Origin of the sequence: Pelomonas lactea (assembly GCF_043555885.1) — a bacterium.
Classification (GTDB): domain Bacteria; phylum Pseudomonadota; class Gammaproteobacteria; order Burkholderiales; family Burkholderiaceae_C; genus Pelomonas; species Pelomonas lactea.
Window position 1 is genome coordinate 82079 of record NZ_JBIGHX010000001.1, and the last position, 18650, is coordinate 100728.

The 18650-nt window shown below is 71.8% G+C and carries 19 protein-coding genes; 9 read left to right on the forward strand and 10 right to left on the reverse strand.

What is annotated here, in order from left to right; translation table 11 throughout:
- Positions 1 to 128 precede the first annotated feature (128 nt).
- Together ACG04Q_RS00340 and ACG04Q_RS00345 are read left to right on the forward strand one after the other, a co-directional pair.
- Positions 129 to 1121 carry a serine hydrolase domain-containing protein gene (locus ACG04Q_RS00340; protein ID WP_394508794.1) on the forward strand — a complete coding sequence of 331 codons (993 nt, stop codon included), beginning with the start codon at positions 129 to 131 and terminating at the stop codon, positions 1119 to 1121.
- 23 nt (positions 1122 to 1144) lie between these two features.
- On the forward strand, positions 1145 to 2119 hold the full coding sequence (locus ACG04Q_RS00345; RefSeq protein ID WP_394508795.1) for an alpha/beta hydrolase family protein: 975 nt from the start codon (positions 1145 to 1147) through the stop codon (positions 2117 to 2119).
- A 62-nt stretch (positions 2120 to 2181) separates the two neighbouring features.
- Here the strand turns inward: ACG04Q_RS00345 and ACG04Q_RS00350 are convergent, their stop codons facing one another.
- From ACG04Q_RS00350 to ACG04Q_RS00365, 4 genes are all read right to left on the reverse strand, one after another.
- Positions 2182 to 2532 (reverse strand): hypothetical protein, encoded by a 351-nt coding sequence (locus tag ACG04Q_RS00350; protein WP_394508796.1) that lies wholly within the window; start codon positions 2530 to 2532, stop codon positions 2182 to 2184.
- A gap of 191 nt (positions 2533 to 2723) precedes the next feature.
- Positions 2724 to 3332: a hypothetical protein gene (locus ACG04Q_RS00355; protein ID WP_394508797.1), complete on the reverse strand. Its 609-nt coding sequence runs from the start codon at positions 3330 to 3332 to the stop codon at positions 2724 to 2726.
- A 119-nt stretch (positions 3333 to 3451) separates the two neighbouring features.
- Positions 3452 to 4069 carry a response regulator transcription factor gene (locus ACG04Q_RS00360; protein WP_394508798.1) on the reverse strand — a complete coding sequence of 206 codons (618 nt, stop codon included), beginning with the start codon at positions 4067 to 4069 and terminating at the stop codon, positions 3452 to 3454.
- Positions 4062 to 5972: a sensor histidine kinase gene (locus ACG04Q_RS00365; protein ID WP_394508799.1), complete on the reverse strand. Its 1911-nt coding sequence runs from the start codon at positions 5970 to 5972 to the stop codon at positions 4062 to 4064. Before ACG04Q_RS00365 ends, ACG04Q_RS00360 begins: the two co-directional genes overlap by 8 nt.
- A 106-nt stretch (positions 5973 to 6078) precedes the next feature.
- On the opposite strand from ACG04Q_RS00365, the gene ACG04Q_RS00370 reads away from it, so the two are divergent.
- The 5 genes from ACG04Q_RS00370 to ACG04Q_RS00390 all read left to right on the forward strand — a co-directional run bounded on the left by ACG04Q_RS00370 (position 6079) and on the right by ACG04Q_RS00390 (position 11065).
- Positions 6079 to 7077: a TRAP transporter substrate-binding protein gene (locus tag ACG04Q_RS00370; protein ID WP_394508800.1), complete on the forward strand. Its 999-nt coding sequence runs from the start codon at positions 6079 to 6081 to the stop codon at positions 7075 to 7077.
- Positions 7078 to 7120: 43 nt separating this feature from the next.
- A complete protein-coding gene (locus ACG04Q_RS00375; RefSeq protein WP_394508801.1) occupies positions 7121 to 7741 on the forward strand; it encodes an ANTAR domain-containing response regulator in 621 nt (206 codons plus the stop codon).
- Between the two features lie 354 nt (positions 7742 to 8095).
- Positions 8096 to 9343 carry a CmpA/NrtA family ABC transporter substrate-binding protein gene (locus tag ACG04Q_RS00380; RefSeq protein WP_394508802.1) on the forward strand — a complete coding sequence of 416 codons (1248 nt, stop codon included), beginning with the start codon at positions 8096 to 8098 and terminating at the stop codon, positions 9341 to 9343.
- 2 nt (positions 9344 to 9345) lie between these two features.
- Positions 9346 to 10260 carry a nitrate ABC transporter permease gene (ntrB, locus tag ACG04Q_RS00385; protein ID WP_394508803.1) on the forward strand — a complete coding sequence of 305 codons (915 nt, stop codon included), beginning with the start codon at positions 9346 to 9348 and terminating at the stop codon, positions 10258 to 10260.
- 4 nt (positions 10261 to 10264) lie between these two features.
- Complete coding sequence (locus ACG04Q_RS00390) at positions 10265 to 11065, forward strand: ABC transporter ATP-binding protein (protein WP_394508804.1); 801 nt, start codon at positions 10265 to 10267, stop codon at positions 11063 to 11065.
- Here the strand turns inward: ACG04Q_RS00390 and ACG04Q_RS00395 are convergent.
- Both ACG04Q_RS00395 and pdxR read right to left on the reverse strand, forming a co-directional pair.
- Positions 11044 to 11853, reverse strand: a complete 810-nt coding sequence (locus ACG04Q_RS00395; RefSeq protein ID WP_394508805.1) for an MBL fold metallo-hydrolase — start codon at positions 11851 to 11853, stop codon at positions 11044 to 11046. The genes ACG04Q_RS00390 and ACG04Q_RS00395 overlap by 22 nt on opposite strands.
- 73 nt (positions 11854 to 11926) lie before the next feature.
- Complete coding sequence (gene pdxR, locus ACG04Q_RS00400) at positions 11927 to 13369, reverse strand: MocR-like pyridoxine biosynthesis transcription factor PdxR (RefSeq protein ID WP_394508806.1); 1443 nt, start codon at positions 13367 to 13369, stop codon at positions 11927 to 11929.
- A gap of 188 nt (positions 13370 to 13557) precedes the next feature.
- Here pdxR and ACG04Q_RS00405 point away from each other — a divergent pair, with 188 nt between their 5' ends.
- A complete protein-coding gene (locus ACG04Q_RS00405; RefSeq protein ID WP_394508807.1) occupies positions 13558 to 14037 on the forward strand; it encodes a cupin domain-containing protein in 480 nt (159 codons plus the stop codon).
- Between the two features lie 14 nt (positions 14038 to 14051).
- Here ACG04Q_RS00405 and ACG04Q_RS00410 read toward each other — a convergent pair whose 3' ends face one another.
- Complete coding sequence (locus ACG04Q_RS00410) at positions 14052 to 14798, reverse strand: SDR family oxidoreductase (protein ID WP_394508808.1); 747 nt, start codon at positions 14796 to 14798, stop codon at positions 14052 to 14054.
- Positions 14799 to 14894: 96 nt separating this feature from the next.
- Here ACG04Q_RS00410 and ACG04Q_RS00415 point away from each other — a divergent pair, with 96 nt between their 5' ends.
- On the forward strand, positions 14895 to 15791 hold the full coding sequence (locus ACG04Q_RS00415; RefSeq protein WP_394508809.1) for an AraC family transcriptional regulator: 897 nt from the start codon (positions 14895 to 14897) through the stop codon (positions 15789 to 15791).
- On the opposite strand, the gene ACG04Q_RS00420 is transcribed toward ACG04Q_RS00415, so the two are convergent.
- Genes ACG04Q_RS00420 through ACG04Q_RS00430 form a run of 3 tightly spaced genes read right to left on the reverse strand, consistent with a single transcriptional unit; the run spans position 15788 to position 18563 of the window.
- Entirely contained in the window at positions 15788 to 16939 is a 1152-nt protein-coding gene (locus tag ACG04Q_RS00420; RefSeq protein WP_394508810.1) for an ATP-binding protein, read from the reverse strand. The genes ACG04Q_RS00415 and ACG04Q_RS00420 overlap by 4 nt on opposite strands.
- Entirely contained in the window at positions 16933 to 17649 is a 717-nt protein-coding gene (locus ACG04Q_RS00425; RefSeq protein WP_394508811.1) for a response regulator, read from the reverse strand. The genes ACG04Q_RS00420 and ACG04Q_RS00425 overlap by 7 nt, the downstream gene beginning before the upstream one ends.
- The gene (locus ACG04Q_RS00430; protein WP_394508812.1) at positions 17646 to 18563 is read right to left on the reverse strand and encodes a dioxygenase family protein; all 918 of its coding nucleotides are present in this window, start codon (positions 18561 to 18563) and stop codon (positions 17646 to 17648) included. Before ACG04Q_RS00430 ends, ACG04Q_RS00425 begins: the two co-directional genes overlap by 4 nt.
- Between the last annotated feature and the right edge of the window lie 87 nt (positions 18564 to 18650).

An 18650-nucleotide genomic window follows, 5' to 3' on the forward strand; every position in this document is an offset into this window, starting at 1 on the left:
CGCCGCGCCGGGAAGCCGCCACGGAAATGGATGACAAACCGTTGCACCGCGGCGCCGGTGTCAGCGGCTGCAAGCAGTGCAACAACGCTTGCAACCTGCGCGGCGGCGCCGGCGGGCAGCATGGCGGCATGCCCTCCACCGCACACACCCTCCTCCTCCTGCTCGCCGGCACGCCGCTGTGGACGCAGGCCGCCCCCACGCCGGCGCAGCGGGCCGACGCGGCGCGGCTGACGGCCGAGGCGTCCGCCGCCTGCGTGGCCGCCCAGCCCTTCTACTGGGAGCTGGGCGACGCGACAAAGCCGCTGGCCAGCGGCCGGGCCGGCGACGGTGCGCCGGAGCGCGACACGCGGATGGCCATCGCGTCGGCGTCGAAGTGGCTGTACGGCGCCTTCGTCGCCGAGCGCCGCCAGGGGCAGCTGACGGCCGAGGACGTGAAGTTCCTGCACTTCCAGTCCGGCTACACGAACTACCGCGTGTGCCGGCGCGACCAGACCATCGCCGCCTGCCTGGAGAACCCGCTCAACGGCCGCGGCCGCCCGGACCCGGCCACAGAGAACCGTTTCGCCTACAACGGCGGCCACCTGCAGAAGCACGCTGTGCTGATGGGGCTGGGTTCACTGGGCCCCGCCGGCCTGGCCCAGGCGGTGCAGCAGGCGCTCGCACCCGCGCTGGGGGCCGACTGGCAGCTGAGCTACAGCCAGGCCATGCCGGCCGGCGGCGGCGTGACGAGCGCGGGCGACTACGCCCGCTTCCTGCGCGCGCTGCTGGACGGGCGGCTGCAGCTGGGCGCGCTGCTGGGCACGCAGGCCGTCTGTACGAGTCCGCAGGCCTGTCCGCGCGACGCGGTGAAGACGCCCATTCCGAGCGCCGAGCGCTGGCACTACAGCCTGGCCCACTGGGTGGAGGACGACCCGCAGATGGGCGACGGCGCGTTCAGCAGCCCCGGCGCGTTCGGCTTTTACCCGTGGATCAGCGCGGACAGGCGCTTCTACGGCCTGGTGGCCCGCGAGCAGCGCCACGGCGTGCTGAGCATGGACGCCGGCGAAAAGCCCGCGGTGGCGTCGGTGGGCTGCGGCCGGCAGATCCGCGCGGCGTGGCTGGATGGCCAGCCGCGCCGCTGAACCTTCATCCACAAGGACGCGCTATGCACCTCCGATCCCTGTCCGCACTGGCGCTGGCCGCCACGCTGGCCGCCTGCGGTGGCGGCGGCGACAACCCCGCCCCCACGCCGCCGCCCACGGCGACCGACCAGCTCGTGGCCACCACCGTGGCGGGCTTCCCGCATGCGGTCAACGTCTACCGCACGGCCGGCGCCACGCGCGCCATCGTGCTGCTGCACGGCGGCGCCGGTGACCTGAACGCGGTGGCCTACCAGGTGGGGCTGAACGGCAGCGCCACCACGACGAGCGCGGCGTCCATCAACTGGGCCTGGCTGCACGCCCACCAGGTGACGCTGGTCGTCCCGCAGGGCCAGCACATCGCCAGCAACCCGGGTGCGACAACGTGGAGCAACCACGCGATGACGTCGGGGCAGGACGACAAGGCCTTCCTGCAGGCGCTGGCGGCCCAGGTGCGCAGCGAGTACGGCCTCGCCGACATCACGCTGATGGGGCACTCGATGGGCGGCGTGATGACCAACCGCATGTGGTGCGAATCCGCCGCCACGTTCAACCGTTATGTGTCGCTGGCCGGGCCGGCGTCGTCCGCGTTCGGCCAGCCCGCCACGCCGTGCGCGCCGGGCAGCGCCGCGCCGCCCTACCTGGGCATCATCGGCGACGGCGACAGCGTCATGCAGACCGCCGGCGCCTGGGACGCCGCCACGTGGACGGTGAACCCGGCCGTGGTGGCGTCATCGCGCGAAGCCTGGGTGAATGCGGTCGTGCTCGGCGAATTCCGCCAGCAGCAGGTGCGCACGGCGCTGGCCTGCGGCGGCACGCTGGACGCCGCCGCCTTCACCAGCGCCGGCAACGTGGACACCTGGCAGAGCTGCGGCGGCAGGCTGTTGCTGCAGCGGGTGCGCGGCGCCGACCACGGCGTGGCCTCGCTGGATGCGCGGATGGGGACGACGTCCACCACCGATGTGATGGACGCCGTCATGGCGTTTGTGGCGGCGCACTGACTCGACCCAGCGCGCCCCCGGCGTCATCGCGCCTTCAAACGCCGTTCCCAACCGGCAAAGCCTCAGCGAACGACGCGGTCGGTTTCCAGCGCGACGCGGTCGACGCTGCCGTCGCCGTTGCGGAACATGCGCACGCGGCGCATGCCGTCGGGGCTGACGAGCAGTTCGTTGCTCTGGGCGGTCCAGGCTTCGAGCGGGCTCTCGTCGAGGCCGACACCCACGCGGCGCGCGCCGACGTGGACCCTGAGCGTGCGGCCGTCGTCCAGCAGGTACTCGCCCTGGGCTAGGCGCAGCATGGAGCGGGCGGCTTCCGCCGGGACGGTGGGTTCCTGGGCGCTCGCGGGCGCGGTCAGCGAGAGGGTGGCGAGCAGGGCGGCCGACAGCGTGAGCGGGCGCAGGTTCCAGGTCTTCATGGTGGGGTACTCCTTGGGTTTCCCGAGGCCAGTCGCCTCGGCACAAACCCTAGTGCAAAGCCCGTGCCAGCTTTAAAACCCGCGGGGCCTGCCAACACGACGGCAACGGGTCGCGTTGCCGTCGTGTTGGCAGGCCCCAACCCGCCCCTATCCTCAATTTGTGCCCCAGCTTCGGGCCGGGCCGCGCCGTCTCAGGGCCTGGCGCCTCGCGATGGCGCCCGGCGGCGCCACCAGGCGACCCCGGCGCCCAGCAGCGCGACGACGGCCAGCCCGGTCGATTCGGGCTCGGGCACGGTGTTGACGACGACGTTGTCCAGCGAGATGTAGCCGAAGCCGCGGCCACCGCTGATACTGGCGCCCAGCACGTCCTGGCCGATGACCAGCGTGCTGTAGCTGCGGTCCAGCACGGCGCTGACGCTGCCGGTGCCGCCGCCCACCAGTTGGTAGGTGACGGTGATGGTGCTGCCCACGTCGATGTCGGGCACGTACCAGGACAGGCCCAGGTCCAGCCGGTCCAGGTAGAACGCGCTGCCGTCGGTGGCGGCGATGGACAACGGGTCGCTGCCGTACAGCAGCGTGGGCGTGCCGTTGAAGGCGCCGGGCAGCGGCAGCCCGTCCAGGTCCGTCGGCGGCCGGTCTTCAACGCCGACACAGTCCGCGCAGGGCGCCGAGAAGCGCAAGCCGTCGGTCTCGATGCTGCCGGAGTAGGCGTAGCGCGGCGCGTAGCTGTCGAAAGTGACGACGGCCGCCGATGCCGGGCCGAGGGCCGCGGCCAGCAGCAGCGAGGCGAGGATGCGCATGGAATGTCTCCGGCGGTCTTGTTCTGGAAGGCCCGCCCATGCTGCCAGCACCATCGAGCGGCAAGATGACGGCACCCCGCGTTCGCGGGGCTGCGATTCTTGGGGGGTCGGCGCTCCCGCTACAGCCCGGCGATCAGCGTCGCCACCTCGGCGGCCGAGCGCACGCCCAGCTTGGCGAACACGCGGGCGCGGTGCACTTCCACGGTGCGGATGGACACGTGCAGCTCGTCGGCAATGATCTTGTTGAGCTTGCCGGCGGCCACGCGGGTCATGACCTCGCGTTCGCGCTCGGTCAGGCTGGCCAGCCGCGCGGACCGCTCGGCGGCCTGCGCGCCCTCGGCCTGCATCGCGGCGTCCACCGCCAGCGCCTGCTCGATGCGGTCGGCCAGCGCGTTGTCGCTGTAGGGCTTCTCCAGGAAGTCGAACGCGCCCTTCTTCAGCGCCTCCACCACCATCGGGATGTCGCCATGCCCGGTCAGGAACAGCACCGGGTTCTTCAGCCGGCGCGCCAGCAGCTCGTCGTGCAGCCGGGGGCCGGACATGGGCTCCATGCGCACGTCCAGCAGGAAGATGCCGCGCGGCGGCGTGCGCTCCACGTCCAGCGCGTCCAGCAGCGCGGGGCCGCTGGCGAAGGTGCGCACGTCCAGCCCGCGCGAGCGCATCAGGAAGGCGAGCGCGTCGCGCACGCCCGGGTCGTCGTCGACGAGGTGGATGGTGCCCATCCGTGGCTCAGGCATTGGCGACCTCCTGGCTGAGGGGAAGACTGAATGAGAACAGCGCGCCACCGCCCACAGCTTCCTCGGCATCGAGCACGCCCTGATGGGCCTCGACGATGGAGCGGCAGATGGCCAGGCCCATGCCCATGCCGTCGGCCTTGGTGGAATAGAACGGCGCGCACAGCTGCTCGATGCGCCGGCCGGCCAGACCGGGGCCGTTGTCGCGCACGTCGACGCGCACGAACTCGCCGGCCACATGGCTGCTGACGGCGATGCGGCGGCCGCCGGCTTCGGGCGGGCGCGCCTGCAGCGCGTCCGCCGCGTTGCGCACCAGGTTGATGACGACCTGCTCGATGAGCACCGCATCGGCCAGCACCGCCGGCACGCTGGCGGCAAGGTGCTGCTCCAGCGCGACGCCGCGGCGCTGCAGGTCGCGCCGCAGCAGCTCCAGCGCGGCGCTGATGACGTCGTTGACGTCGCAGGGCTCGTGGCGCGGCTCGCGCCGCGTCAGGAACTCGCGGATGCGCGCGACGATGCGGCCGGCGTGCTCCGCCTGTTGGCCCAGGCGCTGCAGCGCGCCCAGCACCAGCTCGTCGCTCACGCCCAGCTTGGCCAGCGAGTTGGCGATGCCGGCGTTGTAGCTGGCGATGGCCGTCAGCGGCTGGTTCAGCTCGTGGGCCAGCGTGGAGGCCACCTCGCCCAGCATCGTCAGCCGCGCGTTGTGCGCCAGCGTCTCGACCTCGCGGCGCTCGCGCTCCTCCAGCCGTTTGCGCTCGGTGATGTCCAGGATGGACCCCATCCAGCCGATCTGCCGGCCGCTGGCATCCACCAGCGGCGACTCGAACACCATCACGTCCACCATGCGGCCCGAGCTGTGCTGCCAGCGCGCCTCGAAGCCCTCGCGCGGCGCGCCGCCGGCGAGGTTGCGGCGGTTGCGCTCGGTCAGCTCGTCCAGCGAATCGGGCGGCCAGTAGGGCATGGGCGGCAGCTGGCCCAGCATCTGCTCGGCCGGCACGCCCACCATCTCGCAGAAGGTGCGGTTCACGTACAGCAGCCGGCCGTCGAAGTCGCGCGCGCGCAGCGCGACCAGCGCCGAGTCCTCCATCGCGCGGCGCCACGCGGCCTCGGTGCGCCAGGCGCCCTCGGCGCGCTGCACGTGGCGCATCTGGCGGCGCAGCAGCCAGCTGGCCACGGCAATGGCCGGCAGGAAGCCGGCCACCAGCACCCAGGCCAGCGGCCGCATGCCGTCGGGCACGGGCTCGCGCAGCGTCAGCTCCAGCGCGGCGTCGGTCAGCGTGGCGTCGGTCAGCGGGCTGGCGCGCAGCGGGCCGGTCAGCGCGACGCGGTAGCTGGGCCGCGGCCCCTGGGCGGCGCGCAGCGGCGACTCGGTGCTGGAGGCAATCACCTGGTCGGCGCTGTCCACCAGCTGCAGGTCGTACTTGCGCGCCAGCCACCACGGCACGCCGCGCTTGAGCAGCAGCGCCGGCGCGTAGCGCACCACCAGCACGCCGTCCGGCGCCACCGGCGCGGTCATGTGCAGCGACAGGCCATCCTCGTAGCGGTTGGCGCCGGGTTCGGCCGGCACCTCGGCCAGCACGCGGTTGCGGCCGTCCAGCCACGTGACGGACAGCCACAGCCGCCGCAGCCCGGCGTTGACCTCCGGGTGCGCCGCCAGCGCCGCCTCGCTGGGCGCCACGCCGGCCAGCGCGTCGGCGAGGTGGCGCAGGTGGGCCTGCTCCTCGTCGATGCGGGCGCGCAGCTGGACCTCGGTGCTGAGCGCGTCGGAAATCAGCGTCTGGCGCTGCACCTCCTGCTCCTCGACGCCGTTGGCGCGCACCCACGCCAGCACGCCGCCCACGAAAATGAGCGACAGCAGCAGCGGCGCCAGCCACAGGCCGCGGATCAGGAACCTTCGCACCGTCATGACGCGCAGTCTAAGAACCCCCGGGCCCGCCGGGCATGTGGAACTCCACAGCCCGGCCCCGCCCACCGCCCCGCAGAATCGCGCCCACAAGAATCAGGAGACCGCCATGCCCCTGCGCCGCCTCGTGCTTGCCGCCGCGCTGGTCCTGCCCGTGGCCGGCCAGGCCCAGGGCCCCATCGTCATCAAGTTCAGCCATGTCGTCGCGCCGGAGACGCCCAAGGGCAAGGCGGCGCAGCGGTTCAAGGAGCTGGCCGAGGCGCGCACCGGCGGGCGCGTGCGCGTGGAGGTCTACCCGAACAGCCAGCTCTACAAGGACAAGGAAGAGATGGAGGCGCTGCAGCTGGGCAGCGTGCAGATGCTGGCGCCGTCGCTGGCCAAGTTCGGGCCGCTGGGCGTGAAGGAGTTCGAGGTCTTCGACCTGCCCTACCTGTTCAAGGACACGGCCGCCTTCCACGCCGTCACCGAGGGGCCGCTGGGCACCGAGCTGCTCCGCAAGCTGGAGCCCAAGGGCATACGCGGGCTGGCCTACTGGGACAACGGGTTCCAGATCATGAGCGCCAACCGGCCGCTGCGCCAGGTGGGCGACTTCAGGGGGCTGAAGATGCGCATCCAGGCCAGCAAGGTGCTGGACGCGCAGATGCGCGCTTTGGGCGCCGTGCCGCAGGTGATGGCCTTCAGCGAGCTGTACCAGGCGTTGCAGACCGGCCTCGTCGACGGCACCGAGGGCGTGCCGAGCAACTACTACACGCAGAAGATCTTCGAGGTGCAGAAACACATGACGCTGTCCAACCACGGCCACCTGGCCTACGCGGTCATCGTCAACAAGAAGTTCTGGGACGGCCTGCCCGCGGACGTTCGCGCGCCGCTGGAGGCGGCCGTGCGCGAGACGGCGGTCTACGCGAACGCGATCGCGAGCAAGGAGAACGCCGCCGCGCTGCAGGCCATCCAGGCCAGCGGCCGCACGCAGCTCCACACGCCCACGCCGGCCGAGGCCAACACGTGGAAGAAGGCGCTGATGCCCGTGCACCAGGCGATGGAGCAGCGCGTGGGCAAGGCCACCATCGCCGCGGCCTACCGGGCGGCGGGCTTCGTCGCACCTGACTAGGGCCTGCGCGCGCCACGGCACGCAACTTGCACTGCCCCGGGGCATGGACACGCCCCCCTTCCCCCTGCCGGGCCTGCGCGTGCTGCTGGCCGACGCCGGCCAGCGCCGCAGCCCGGTGCTGCGTTTTGAACTGATCCGGCTGCGCTGCCAGCTCGTCGACGTGCTGGACCTCGTGGCCGAACCCGAGGCGCTGGCGCGCTCGCTGCAGCGGCCCGCGCCGGAGCTGCTGCTGATCGACTGCGAGCAGCCCACAGCGGGCCTGCTGGCCCAGCTGGCGCAGCTGAACACGCAGCGCCCCCGGCCCGTGCTGCTGGTGGCCGAGCAGATGACGCCCGAGCAGATGCGTGCCGCGCTGCACGCGGGCGCCAGCGCCCTGCAGCCGGCCGGCCTGCCGCCGCAGCGGCTGGGTGCGCTGCTGCAGCTGGCGGTGGCGCGCTTCGAGCACGACCAGGCGCTGCGCACCGAGCTGCGCCAGACGCAGACCCAGCTGGCCGAGCGCAAGCTCGTCGAGCGCGCCCGCGGCATCCTGATGCGCGAGCAGGGGCTAGACGAAGAGGCCGCCTTCCAGCGCCTGCGCCAGCTCGCCATGACGGGCGGGCAGACGATGGCCAGCGTCGCCTCCCGCCTCATCGACGCCGACCAGCTGCTGCGCCCGCGCCAGTAGCCCACCCGTTGCCGCGCACCGCGATTGCGCCCCGTCTCCGCCTTGGGGCGCCGCGCACCAACAAGCACTCGAACCGCATGCACCGGCGCCGCGCAAACCGCACGCCGGCGCCGCTGCATTGCGCCAAGCCCGTGCAGCAGCGTGCCGGAATCCGCCTGCCGGAGCTGGCACGCAATCTGCTGTAAGCGGTGTGAGGCCTGCAATGGCGCAGACCTCTCGGGCCGGCCGGCTGTGAATCGGCCGGCACTTCGGGACAACGGCGTCCGACCTCCCCCATTGCGTCTTCGCTGCACGGCAGCGCGGGCGGAGCGTGGCCGCGACGGCGTTGAGCCCAGCATGACTCAGGAGCCCGTGATGACCGCCTTCGATAACTCGACGACCACGCCCAACCCGCAGCGCCGCCACCTGCTCGCCGCGGCCGCCGCCCTGCCCTTCGCAGGCCTTGCCGGCGGCGCCTGGGCCCAAGGCTCGGACAAGCCGGAGAAGGAAGAGGTGCGCATCGGCTTCATCCCGCTGACCGACTGCGCCAGCGTCGTCATGGCCTCGGTGCTGGGCTTCGACAAGAAGTACGGCATCAAGATCATCCCCACCAAGGAAGCCTCCTGGGCGGGCGTGCGCGACAAGCTCGTCAACGGCGAGCTGGACATGGCCCACGTGCTCTACGGCCTGATCTACGGCGTGCACCTGGGTGTGGCCGGCCCCAAGAAGGACATGGCCGTGCTGATGACGCTGAACCGCAACGGCCAGGCCATCACGCTGTCCAAGAAGCTGGCCGACGCCGGCGCGGTGGACGGCGCGTCGCTGGCCAAGGTGATGGCCAAGGACAAGCGCGACTACACCTTCGCGCAGACCTTCCCCACCGGCACGCACGCCATGTGGCTGAACTACTGGTTGGCCGCGCACGGCATCAACCCGCAGAAGGACAGCAAGGTCATCACCGTGCCGCCGCCGCAGATGGTGGCCAACATGCGCGTGGGCAACATGGACGGCTACTGCGTGGGCGAGCCCTGGGGCCACCGCGCCATCATCGACGGCATCGGCATCACCGCCACCACCACGCAGGACATCTGGCCCGACCACCCCGAGAAGGTGCTGGGCACCACCGGTGACTTCGTCAAGAAGTACCCCAACACCGCCCGCGCCGTGATCATGGCCATCCTGGAGGCCAGCCGCTGGATCGACGCCGGGCTGTCCAACAAGAACAAGATGGCCGAGACGATCGCCGACAAGGCCTACGTCAACACCGGCGTGGACGCCATCAACCAGCGCATCCTGGGCCGCTACCAGAACGGCCTGGGCAAGACCTGGGACGACCCGCGCCACATGAAGTTCTTCGACGACGGTGCGGTGAACTTCCCGTACCTCTCCGACGGCATGTGGTTCCTGACCCAGCACAAGCGCTGGGGCCTGCTGAAGGACCACCCCGACTACCTCGGCACCGCCAAGGCCATCAACCAGACGGCGCTCTACAGCCAGGCCGCCAGCGCGCTGAAGATCAGCGTGCCCAAGGACCCGATGCGCAGCTCCAAGCTGCTGGACGGCGTCGTCTGGGACGGCAAGGACCCCGCCAAGTACGCCGACAGCTTCAAGGTAAAGGCCTGATCATGGTTTCCGCAGTCTTCCACTCTCCGCGTGAGGCCCATGCGGCTTCTTCCGCGACACCATCGGCCAGCCGTCCGGCGGCCGCCAACGAGGCCGCGATGCCGGCCGAGACGGCAACCGCCAAGCCCAAGCGCGCGCCCTACGACTGGCGCGGGCTGGCATTGAAGGTACTGCCGCCGGTCATCAGCATCGCGCTGCTGGTGGGTCTGTGGGGCCTGGCGACGATGAAGGGCGGCGGCAGCTTCCCGACGCCGGCCGCCACCTTCGACGCCGCCGTCAAGCTGTTCTCCGATCCGTTCTACCGCAACGGCCCCAATGACCAGGGCATAGGGTGGAACATCCTGAACTCGCTGGGCCGCGTGGGCATGGGCTTCGGCCTGGCCGCGCTGGTGGGCATCCCGCTGGGCTTCATCATCGGCCGCTTCGAGTTCGCCAACCGCATGGTGTCGCCGCTGATCGCGCTGCTCAAGCCGGTGTCGCCGCTGGCCTGGCTGCCCATCGGGCTGCTGGCCTTCAAGAGCGCCAATCCGGCCGCGATCTGGACTATCTTCATCTGCTCGATCTGGCCCATGGTCGTGAACACCGCCGTCGGTGTCCAGCGCGTGCCGAGCGACTACCTGAACGTCGCCCGCGTACTCAAGCTCAGCGAGTGGAAGGTCATCACCCGCATCCTGCTGCCCTCGGTGCTGCCTTATGTGCTGACCGGCGTGCGCCTGTCGGTGGGCACGGCCTGGCTGGTCATCGTCGCGGCCGAGATGCTGACGGGCGGCGTGGGCATCGGCTTCTGGGTCTGGGACGAGTGGAACAACCTCAACGTCGCCCACATCATCATCGCCATCGTCGTCATCGGTACCGTCGGGCTGCTGCTCGAATGGATGCTGATGGCTCTCGCCAAGCACTTCACCTTCGAGGACTGACGCCATGACCAAGCCGTTCATTCAGGTTCAAGACGCCGAGATGGTCTTCAGCACCCGCAAGGGAAAATTCCATGCGCTGCAGAACGTCAACCTCGACGTGCAGCGCGGCGAGTTCATCACGCTGATCGGCCACTCGGGCTGCGGCAAGTCCACGCTGCTCAACCTCATCGCCGGCCTGCTGACGCCTACCGAGGGCGCACTGATCTGCGATGGCCGCGAGATCGCCGCGCCCGGCCCCGAGCGCGCCGTCGTGTTCCAGAACCACTCGCTGCTGCCGTGGCTCTCCTGCCTGGACAACGTGCTGCTGGCCGTCGAGTCCGTCTTTGGCGGCAAGGAAAGCGCGGCCCAGCTGAAGGTGCGCGCGCGCGCCGCGCTGGAGCTGGTGGGCATGAGCCACGCGCTGCACAAGCGGCCGCACGAGATCTCCGGCGGTATGAAGCAGCGCGTGGGCATCGCCCGGGCGCTGGCCATGGAGCCCAAGGTGCTGCTGATGGACGAACCCTTCGGCGCGCTGGACGCGCTGACCCGCGCCAAGCTGCAGGACGAGCTGCTGAAGATCGTCGCGCGCACGCAGAGCACCGTCGTCATGGTCACGCACGATGTCGACGAAGCCGTGCTGCTGAGCGACCGCATCGTCATGATGACCAACGGCCCGGCCGCGACCATCGGTGAGATCCTCAGCGTCGGCATCCCCCGCCCGCGCGTGCGCGTCGAGCTGGCCGAGGACCCGCGCTACGTGGCCGCGCGCAAGGAAGTCATCGACTTCCTCTACACGCGCCATGCTCACGTCGAGCAGGCGGCCTGACCGATCATGCCGAAGTAACGCTTGAACGACTGGTCGACCGCGGCGCGGCCGCGGCCGATGATGTTCAGGCCCCAGGTGAAGCCGTAGACGTCGTCGAACTGGACGCCGCGCAGCCGCGCCTGCGTCTCGCGCACCAGCACCGGCCGCGCCAGCACGTGGTTGGGCACGCTGTACATGAAGCTGACGTGGCGGCGGTCCTGCGTCACGTGTAGCGAGTCGCCCGCCAGCAGCACCGCGCGCTGCGGGCCCTGCCAGTGCAGCACGGCGCTGCCGGGGAAGTGGCCGGGGCAGCGCAGCAGCGTGGCGCCGCGCCCGAGGTCCAGCGTGTCGCCACGCCAAAACTCCACCCAGCGCGAGCCACGGCTGACCCACTCGCGGTCGTTCTCGTGCACATAGATGGGCACGCCGCCCAGCGCGTCGCTCCAGCGCACCATGGCCGCGTAGAAGTGCGGGTGCGAGATGCAGATGCGGTCCACACCGCCGCGCTGCTTCAGTGCCGCCACCGCCTCTGGCGTGACGAGCGCCGTGCTCTCCCACAGCACGCCGGCCTCGGGCAGGTGCAGCGCGCGCTGCGGGATCGCGAAGGTGGGCGACATGCCGATGCCGAACAGCCCCTGATCCATCTCCAGCCGGTTGCGGTGCGTGGTGGACAGCTCCTCGTGCGTCGTCCAGGCCTGGCCCTGCCAGCCCACGTACTGGCGTTCGTCGGTGCAGATGGCGCACAGCGCCGGCGGACGGGGGCTGTCTTCGTGTTCACTGCCGCAGGTGCGGCACATGAAGTGGGGCATCGGTCGCTTTCGTGATTCGAGGCCGCCAGCGTAGGCAGGCCGGCGCTTGCGTCACAGAGCCAAGTCCGGCAATTCAGAGAGTGCCAAGCACATCGGCCAGGCGTCGCACCGCCTCCGGAATGCGCGCAGCGTCGATGGCGCCGTAGCCCAGCACCAAGCCGTCTGCGCCGCCGGCGGCCAGCCGGTAGCGGCTCAGCGGCTCCACGCCGACGCCGGCGTCCCACGCGCGCCGCGCCAGTTCGCTGCAGTCCACCGGCAGCGCGACCGCCAGGTGCAAGCCGGCGATGGCGGGGTACACGTCGGCCTGCGCGCCGAGGTGGCGCCGCAGGCTGTGCTCCAGCACGCGCCGCCGCTCGGCGTACTCGCCGCGCATGCGCCGCACGTGGCGCAGCAGATGGCCTTCGGCGATGAAATCCGCCACGGCCATCTGCTGCAGCGCCGGCGCGCTGAAGTCCAGCGCCTGCCGGGCCGTGATGAGCGCCTCGCGCGCCCAAGCCGGCGCGACGATGAACCCCAGGCGCAGCGCCGGCAGCATGCTCTTGGACAGCGTGCCGACGTAGAACACGCGGCCATCACGGTCCAGCGTCTTCAGCGCGTCCAGCGGCCGCGGCGTGAAGCGGAACTCACCGTCGTAGTCGTCCTCGACGATGACGGCCTGCTCGCGCGCCGCCCAGTTCAGCAGTTCGCGCCGCCGCGCCAGCGACAGCGCCACGCCGAGCGGGAACTGGTGCGACGGCGTCACGCAGACGATGCGCGCGCCGGCCGGCAGCGCGTCGACGATCAGGCCGTCGCGATCCACCGGCACCGGTGCCAGCCTTGCGCCGGAGGCGGCCAGCGCGGCGCGCAGCGGCGGGTAGCCGGGGTCTTCCACGGCGGCCAGCGTCTGCACCGGCGTGACGAGCACGCGCGCGATCAGGTCGAAGGCCTGCTGAGCGCCGGCCGTGATGACGATGTCCTCCGCCGTGCAGGCCACGGCGCGCGACGACGACACGTGCTTCGCAATCGCCTCGCGCAGCGCCAGCAGGCCTTGCGGGCGCGGGTAGCTCGCCGTCCGGCGCGCCAGCCCCTGCAGCGCACGCGTCTGCAGGCGGCGCAGCACGTCGAACGGGAAGCTCGCGATGTCCGGCGTGCCGGTCATGAAGCGCAACGCCGGCCGCGGCCCGGTGGGCATGGCCCACGGCAGCGGCGCGATCTCGCCGCGCAGCCAGGGGCTGTCGGCCCACGGCGCGACGCTGGCGCGGTCCGACACGGCCACCGCGGCACGGGGCAGCTCCGCGACGAAACTGCCGCCCGCACCGCGCGACTCCAGCCAGCCTTCGGATGCCAGCAGCTCGTAGGCCGCCACCGCCGTGTTGCGCGACACGCCCACCTGCGCCGCCAGCTCGCGCGACGACGGCAGCCGCAGCCCCGGCGCGAGGCGGCCGCTGGCGATGGCCTCGCGCAGCGCTGTGTGCAGGCTGGCCAGGCGCGAGCCGCGCGCGGCGATGTGCAGATCGAGTTCGAGGCTTGGAACCATGCGTTGCAGCCGACGTGACGCGTCGGCGGACTCCCAGGTCGGGCACTCTAGCGGGGCTGGCACGGGTATCCGACGGCCGGCCCCATGACGCGCGGCCGGCGCTTGGCCCCCTGGCTTTCGGCCTGCTTGGCTCTTTGATCCCACGCTGCGCGCGGGCACGCTGCAGGGCTCACGAACACCGCCCCGCCATGCCCAACCTGATCACGCCCCTGGACGGGCTGCAGCCCCACGTCCACCCCCACGTCACGGCCGCGCTGCAGCGCGCCGGCCTGGACACCTGGATGCCCGAGGGCGACGGCAAGTGGTCCCTGCCGCTGCAGTTCCTGCCCGACGGGGGCTGGGTCGAGCTGATGCGCCTCGTGCCCGGCACGGCGCTGACGCTGCACCGCCACCACGGCGAAGTGCATGGCCTGAACCTGCAGGGCCGCCGCCGGCTCGACGACGGCCGGGTCATCGGGCCGGGCGACTACGTTTTCGAGCCGGACGGCAACGTCGACAGCTGGGCCGCCGTGGGCGACGAGGTGCTGGTGCTGCACGTCGTCGTGCGCGGCGATGTGGACTACGTCGACCGCAACGGCCACGTGCAAAAGCGCATCACGACAGCCGGCCGTCTCGCCGACTACCGCGCGTTCTGCGCCGCGCGCGGCCTGTCGCCGCGGCTGGGCTGACGCGCTGTGAACGTTCAGGCCGGCATCAGCGCCACCGCATCGACGCCCGCGGCCAGTCGCCTCGGGCAGGCCGGGTCCGTCACGGCACGCCACACCGCCTCGGCCACGTCCGGCGCTTGCGTCACGGCGTCGGCCGGCTGCTGCGCCCAGTCGGCGAACACGGCGCCGGCCAGCTCGGCATAGGCCGGCGGGATGCTGCCGGCCATGCGCGAGCGCGCGTTTTCGCCGAAACGCGTCGTTGGCGCGCGGCCCGGCAGCACGAGCGTCGCGCGCACGCCGAACGGCGCCAGCTCCAGCGCCAGCGACTCGGTGAACGCGTTCACCGCCGCCTTGCTCGCCGTGTAGACGGCCAGCAGTGGTAGCGACTTCAGCGTCACGCTGGACGTCACGTTGACGACGACGCCGGCGCGGCGCTCGCGCATCTGCGGCAGCACGGCCTGCGTCACGGCCATCGTGCCGAAGGTGTTGGTCTCGAAGAGCTCGCGCACCTGCGCCATCGGGATGCCCTCCAGCGCGCCCAGCAGGCCGATGCCGGCGTTGTTGACCAGCGCATCGACGGGGCCGGCCGCGGCGAGGCAGCTACGGATGCTGGCGGCGTCGGTGACGTCCAGCGGCAGCACGCGCAGCCGCTCGCTGCGCGGCAATGCGTCGTCGCGCGGCGTGCGCATGGTCGCGACGACCTGCCAGCCGCGGTCGAGAAAGAGGCGGGCCGTCTCGAGCCCGAAGCCGGACGAGCAGCCGGTGATCAGCACGGTTTTCATGGCGAACTCCTGTTGGATGGGAAGGCCTCACGATAGGAGTCCATGACAGGACTTACTACAATTCAAAGTCCAATAAACATTGGCATTCGTCCTGTCGTGATCGATCCCCTGACCGAGGTCGTCGGCCTGCTGCAGCCGGGCGCGCGCTTCTCCAAGGTCGTCGCTGGCGCGGGCCGGTGGCGGGTGCGCCGCGCCGAGGCCGGGCTGCCGTTCTATGCCGTCGTGCTGGAGGGCGGCTGCCAGCTCAGCGTCGACGGGCAGGCACCACTGGCGCTGCAGGCGGGCGACTTCGCGCTCGTGCCGGCGGCCCGACCGTTCACGAACAGCAGCGCCGTGGCGCCTGCGACCGATCTGCCCGACACGCTGCCCGTCCAGCTGCCCAACGGCACCTACCGCGTCGGCGATGCGGATGCGCCGCCCGACGTGCGGCTGCTGGTGGGCCACTGCAGCTTCGGCTCGCCGGATGCGGCGCTGCTGGTGTCGCTGCTGCCGCAGCTGGTGCATGTGCGCGGCGAACCGCGGCTGACGGCGCTGGTGCAGCTGCTCATCGACGAGACCCGCCAGCAGCGCCCCGGGCGCGAGGAAGTGCTGGCCCGGCTGCTGGAGGTGCTGCTGATCGAGGCGCTGCGCTCGGCGCCCGGCACCGCGGCGTCGCCGGGCCTGGTGCGCGGGCTGGCCGACGCGCGCCTGGCCGCCGCGCTGCGCGGCGTCCACGAGCAGCCGGCGCGGGCGTGGACGGTGGCGTCACTGGCCAGGGAAGCGGCGCTGTCGCGCTCGGCCTTCTTCGAGCGCTTCAGCCGCGCCGTCGGCATGGCGCCGATGAGCTATCTGCTGGCCTGGCGCATGGCCTTGGCGCGGCGCCTGCTGCGCGACGAGTGCCTGGGCGTGGCCGGCGTGGCCGAGCGGGTGGGCTACAGCTCGGCCAGCACGTTCAGCGTGGCGTTCACGCGCTACGTGGGGCAGCCACCGGCGCGGTATGCGCGGTCGGCCTAGAAAACGACTTCCGCCCGCAGCCCGCCCTGGGCCCGGTTGCTGAGCACCAGCGCCGCACCCTGCCGCCGCACCAGTTGCTGGGCGATGTACAGCCCCAACCCGGTGCCGCCGGTCTCGCGGTTGCGCGAGCCTTCGACGCGACGGAACGGCTGGCGCACGCGCTCCAGCTCGGCCTCGGGGATGCCGGGGCCGTCGTCCTCCACCACCAGCCGCGTCACGCCGCCGCCCAGCTCCACGCTGACGCGCGCGTTGCCGGCGTAGCGCAGCGCATTGCCGACGAGGTTGTCGACGACGCGGCGCAAGGCGATCGGGTCGGCCGTGACGACGGCCGCCGGGCCGCTGAAGCTGACGGCGGCACCGGTCTCGGCCAGGTCGTCCACCGCCGACTGCGCCAGCGCCGACAGGTCCACGCGCTGCGCCTGGGCCGCCTCGGCGGGGCGGAACACCTCGATGACGCTCTCGACGAGGTGGTTCATCTCGCGCAGGTCCTCGATGCAGCGCTCACGCACTCTGGGCTCCACGTCGCCCGTCTCGAGCCGCAGCCGCATGCGCGTCAGCGGCGTGCGCAGGTCGTGCGAGATGGCCGCGATCATCAGCCCGCGCTCCTCGAACTGACCGCTCAGCTCGGCGGCCATGCGGTTGAACACGACAGCGGCATCGCGCACCTCGCGCGTGCCCTCGTCCTCGGCCAGCGCGGGCGCCGCCCGGCCGCGGGCCAGCGCCGGCGTCAGCTGCTGTGCGGCGCTGACCAGCCGCCGCACGGGCCCGGCCAGCCAGCGCGACCCCCACCACGCCGCCAGCGCGATGACCAGCAGCCGCACGCCGTAGTCGATGAGCCGGCTGTGCCACGGCAGCGACGGCGGCAGCGACGGGAACGTCGGCACATGGGACGGCATGGCGGCGCCGGGGTCGCCGGGCGGGCGCCGCATGGGCGGCGGCCCGGCGTCGAAGTCATCGTGCGGGGGCGGCCCGCCGGGGCCGAAGCCGCGCTCGGCATGCTGCGGCGGGCCGGGCCGGCGGCCGTCGTGCCCCTGCCAGCCCTGCGAAACCACGCTCCAGGCCACGAAATGGCTCAGCGCCAGCGCCGCCCACATCAGCAGGAACAGCCGCAGTCCCAGGCTGTCCCAGGACTTCAGCTTGCTCAGCACGGGCTCACCTCGGCGTCGAACAGATAGCCCTCGCCGCGCACGGTGCGGATCAGCGCCGGCTCGCGCGCGGTGTCGCCCAGCTTGGCGCGCAGACGCGACACCGCCAGGTCGATGCTGCGGTCGTTGACCTCCACACCGGGGGCCCGGGTCAGTTCGATGAGCTGGTCGCGGCTGAGCACGCGGCCCGGCCGCTGCACGAAGGCGGCCAGCAGCCGGAACTCGGCGCTGGACAGCGCGATGCCCACGTCGTCGGCGTTGACGAGCTGGCGCGTCATGCGGTCAAAGCGCCAGCGGCCGAAGCGCAGCAGCCGGGTGTCGTCGTCCACGCCGGTGGCCTGGCCCTTGCTGGCGCGGCGCACCAGCGCCTGCAGCCGCGCCACCAGCTCGCGCGGCTCGAAGGGCTTGGCGAGGTAGTCGTCGGCGCCCAGCTCCAGGCCGACGACGCGGCTCATCGTGTCGCCGCGCGCCGTCAGCATCAGCACCGGCGGCGCGTCGGGCTGCGTGCCCAGCCAGCGCAGCAGCGTCAGGCCATCCTCGCCGGGCAGCATCAGGTCCAGCACGATGACGTCGGGCCGCGCCTGCGCAAGCAGCTGGCGCATCGCCCGGCCGTCGGCCGCCGCGCTGATCCGCCAGCCGAACCCTTCGAGATAGGTCGTCAGGCTGGCGCGGATCTCGGCGTCGTCGTCGACGACCAGGCAATGTCCATTCATGCGGCGATACCGACCTTGAGTCTGGCGACGTAGCCCGCGCTGACCGACCCGGTGACGGTGGCCAGCTGCGTCGAGTAGCCGTCGCTGAAGATGCCGTCGCTGCTCAGCGAGCTGGCGTTGTTGTTGGCGGCGCTGCTGCCATAGCCGCTGGTGGCATAGACGGCGGTGTTGGCGTCCGAGGGGAAGCACAGCTGCGACGTGCGCAGCTTGTTGTTCCAGTTGGTGGCCGTCGTCGTGCTGCGGTAGACCTCGAAATGGATGTGCGGCACGCGGCCGGCATAGCAGCCGGGATAGATGGTCTGGAACACCGCGGTGCCGTCCGTGCCGGTGGCCTGCACGCCGCGCAGGTAGTTCTCGCCGGTCACGCCGCTGGAGTACATGGAGTAGCGGCCCAGCGCGTCGCAATGCCACAGGTAGATGGCATAGCCGGACAGGTCGGCGCAGGACGCATTGGTGTTCACGAGCTCAATGATGACCTGAAGCGGCACGCCCGCGGCGGTGCCACTGGCGCCGGCGATGCTGGTGCGGATGTCGCTGCGCACGACGCCCGACAGCGCCAGCACGTTGGCGACGCTGCCGTTGGCGGTGTTGGAGCCGTCGCCCGGGTAGGGCCCCTCGGTCTCGGACGGGATGACGGAGCAGCCGCTCGTGGTGGTGGTCGTGCCGCCGGAGGAACTGCTGCCGGAGGAAGAACTGGACGAGCCGGACGAGGACGAGGTCGTCGTGCCGGCATCGCCTCCGCCACCGCCGCAGCCGGCCAGTGTCAGCACGCCGGCGCCGCCCAGCGACAGGGCGCCCGCGCCCATCAGCCAGCGCAGGGCGGCGCGGCGTTCAAAGGCCTGCTGGTGCAGCCGGCTCAGGTCGTGGGCCAGGCCCTGGTCGTGGTCATGGCGGTCGTTGCGATCGTGGTGCATGGCGTCTCCTTCGAGGTGTCGGATGACGGGCATTGCATCGCCGGGATGTATCGGCGGGATCGGCAGATTGTGTCGGGGTCGAAATAC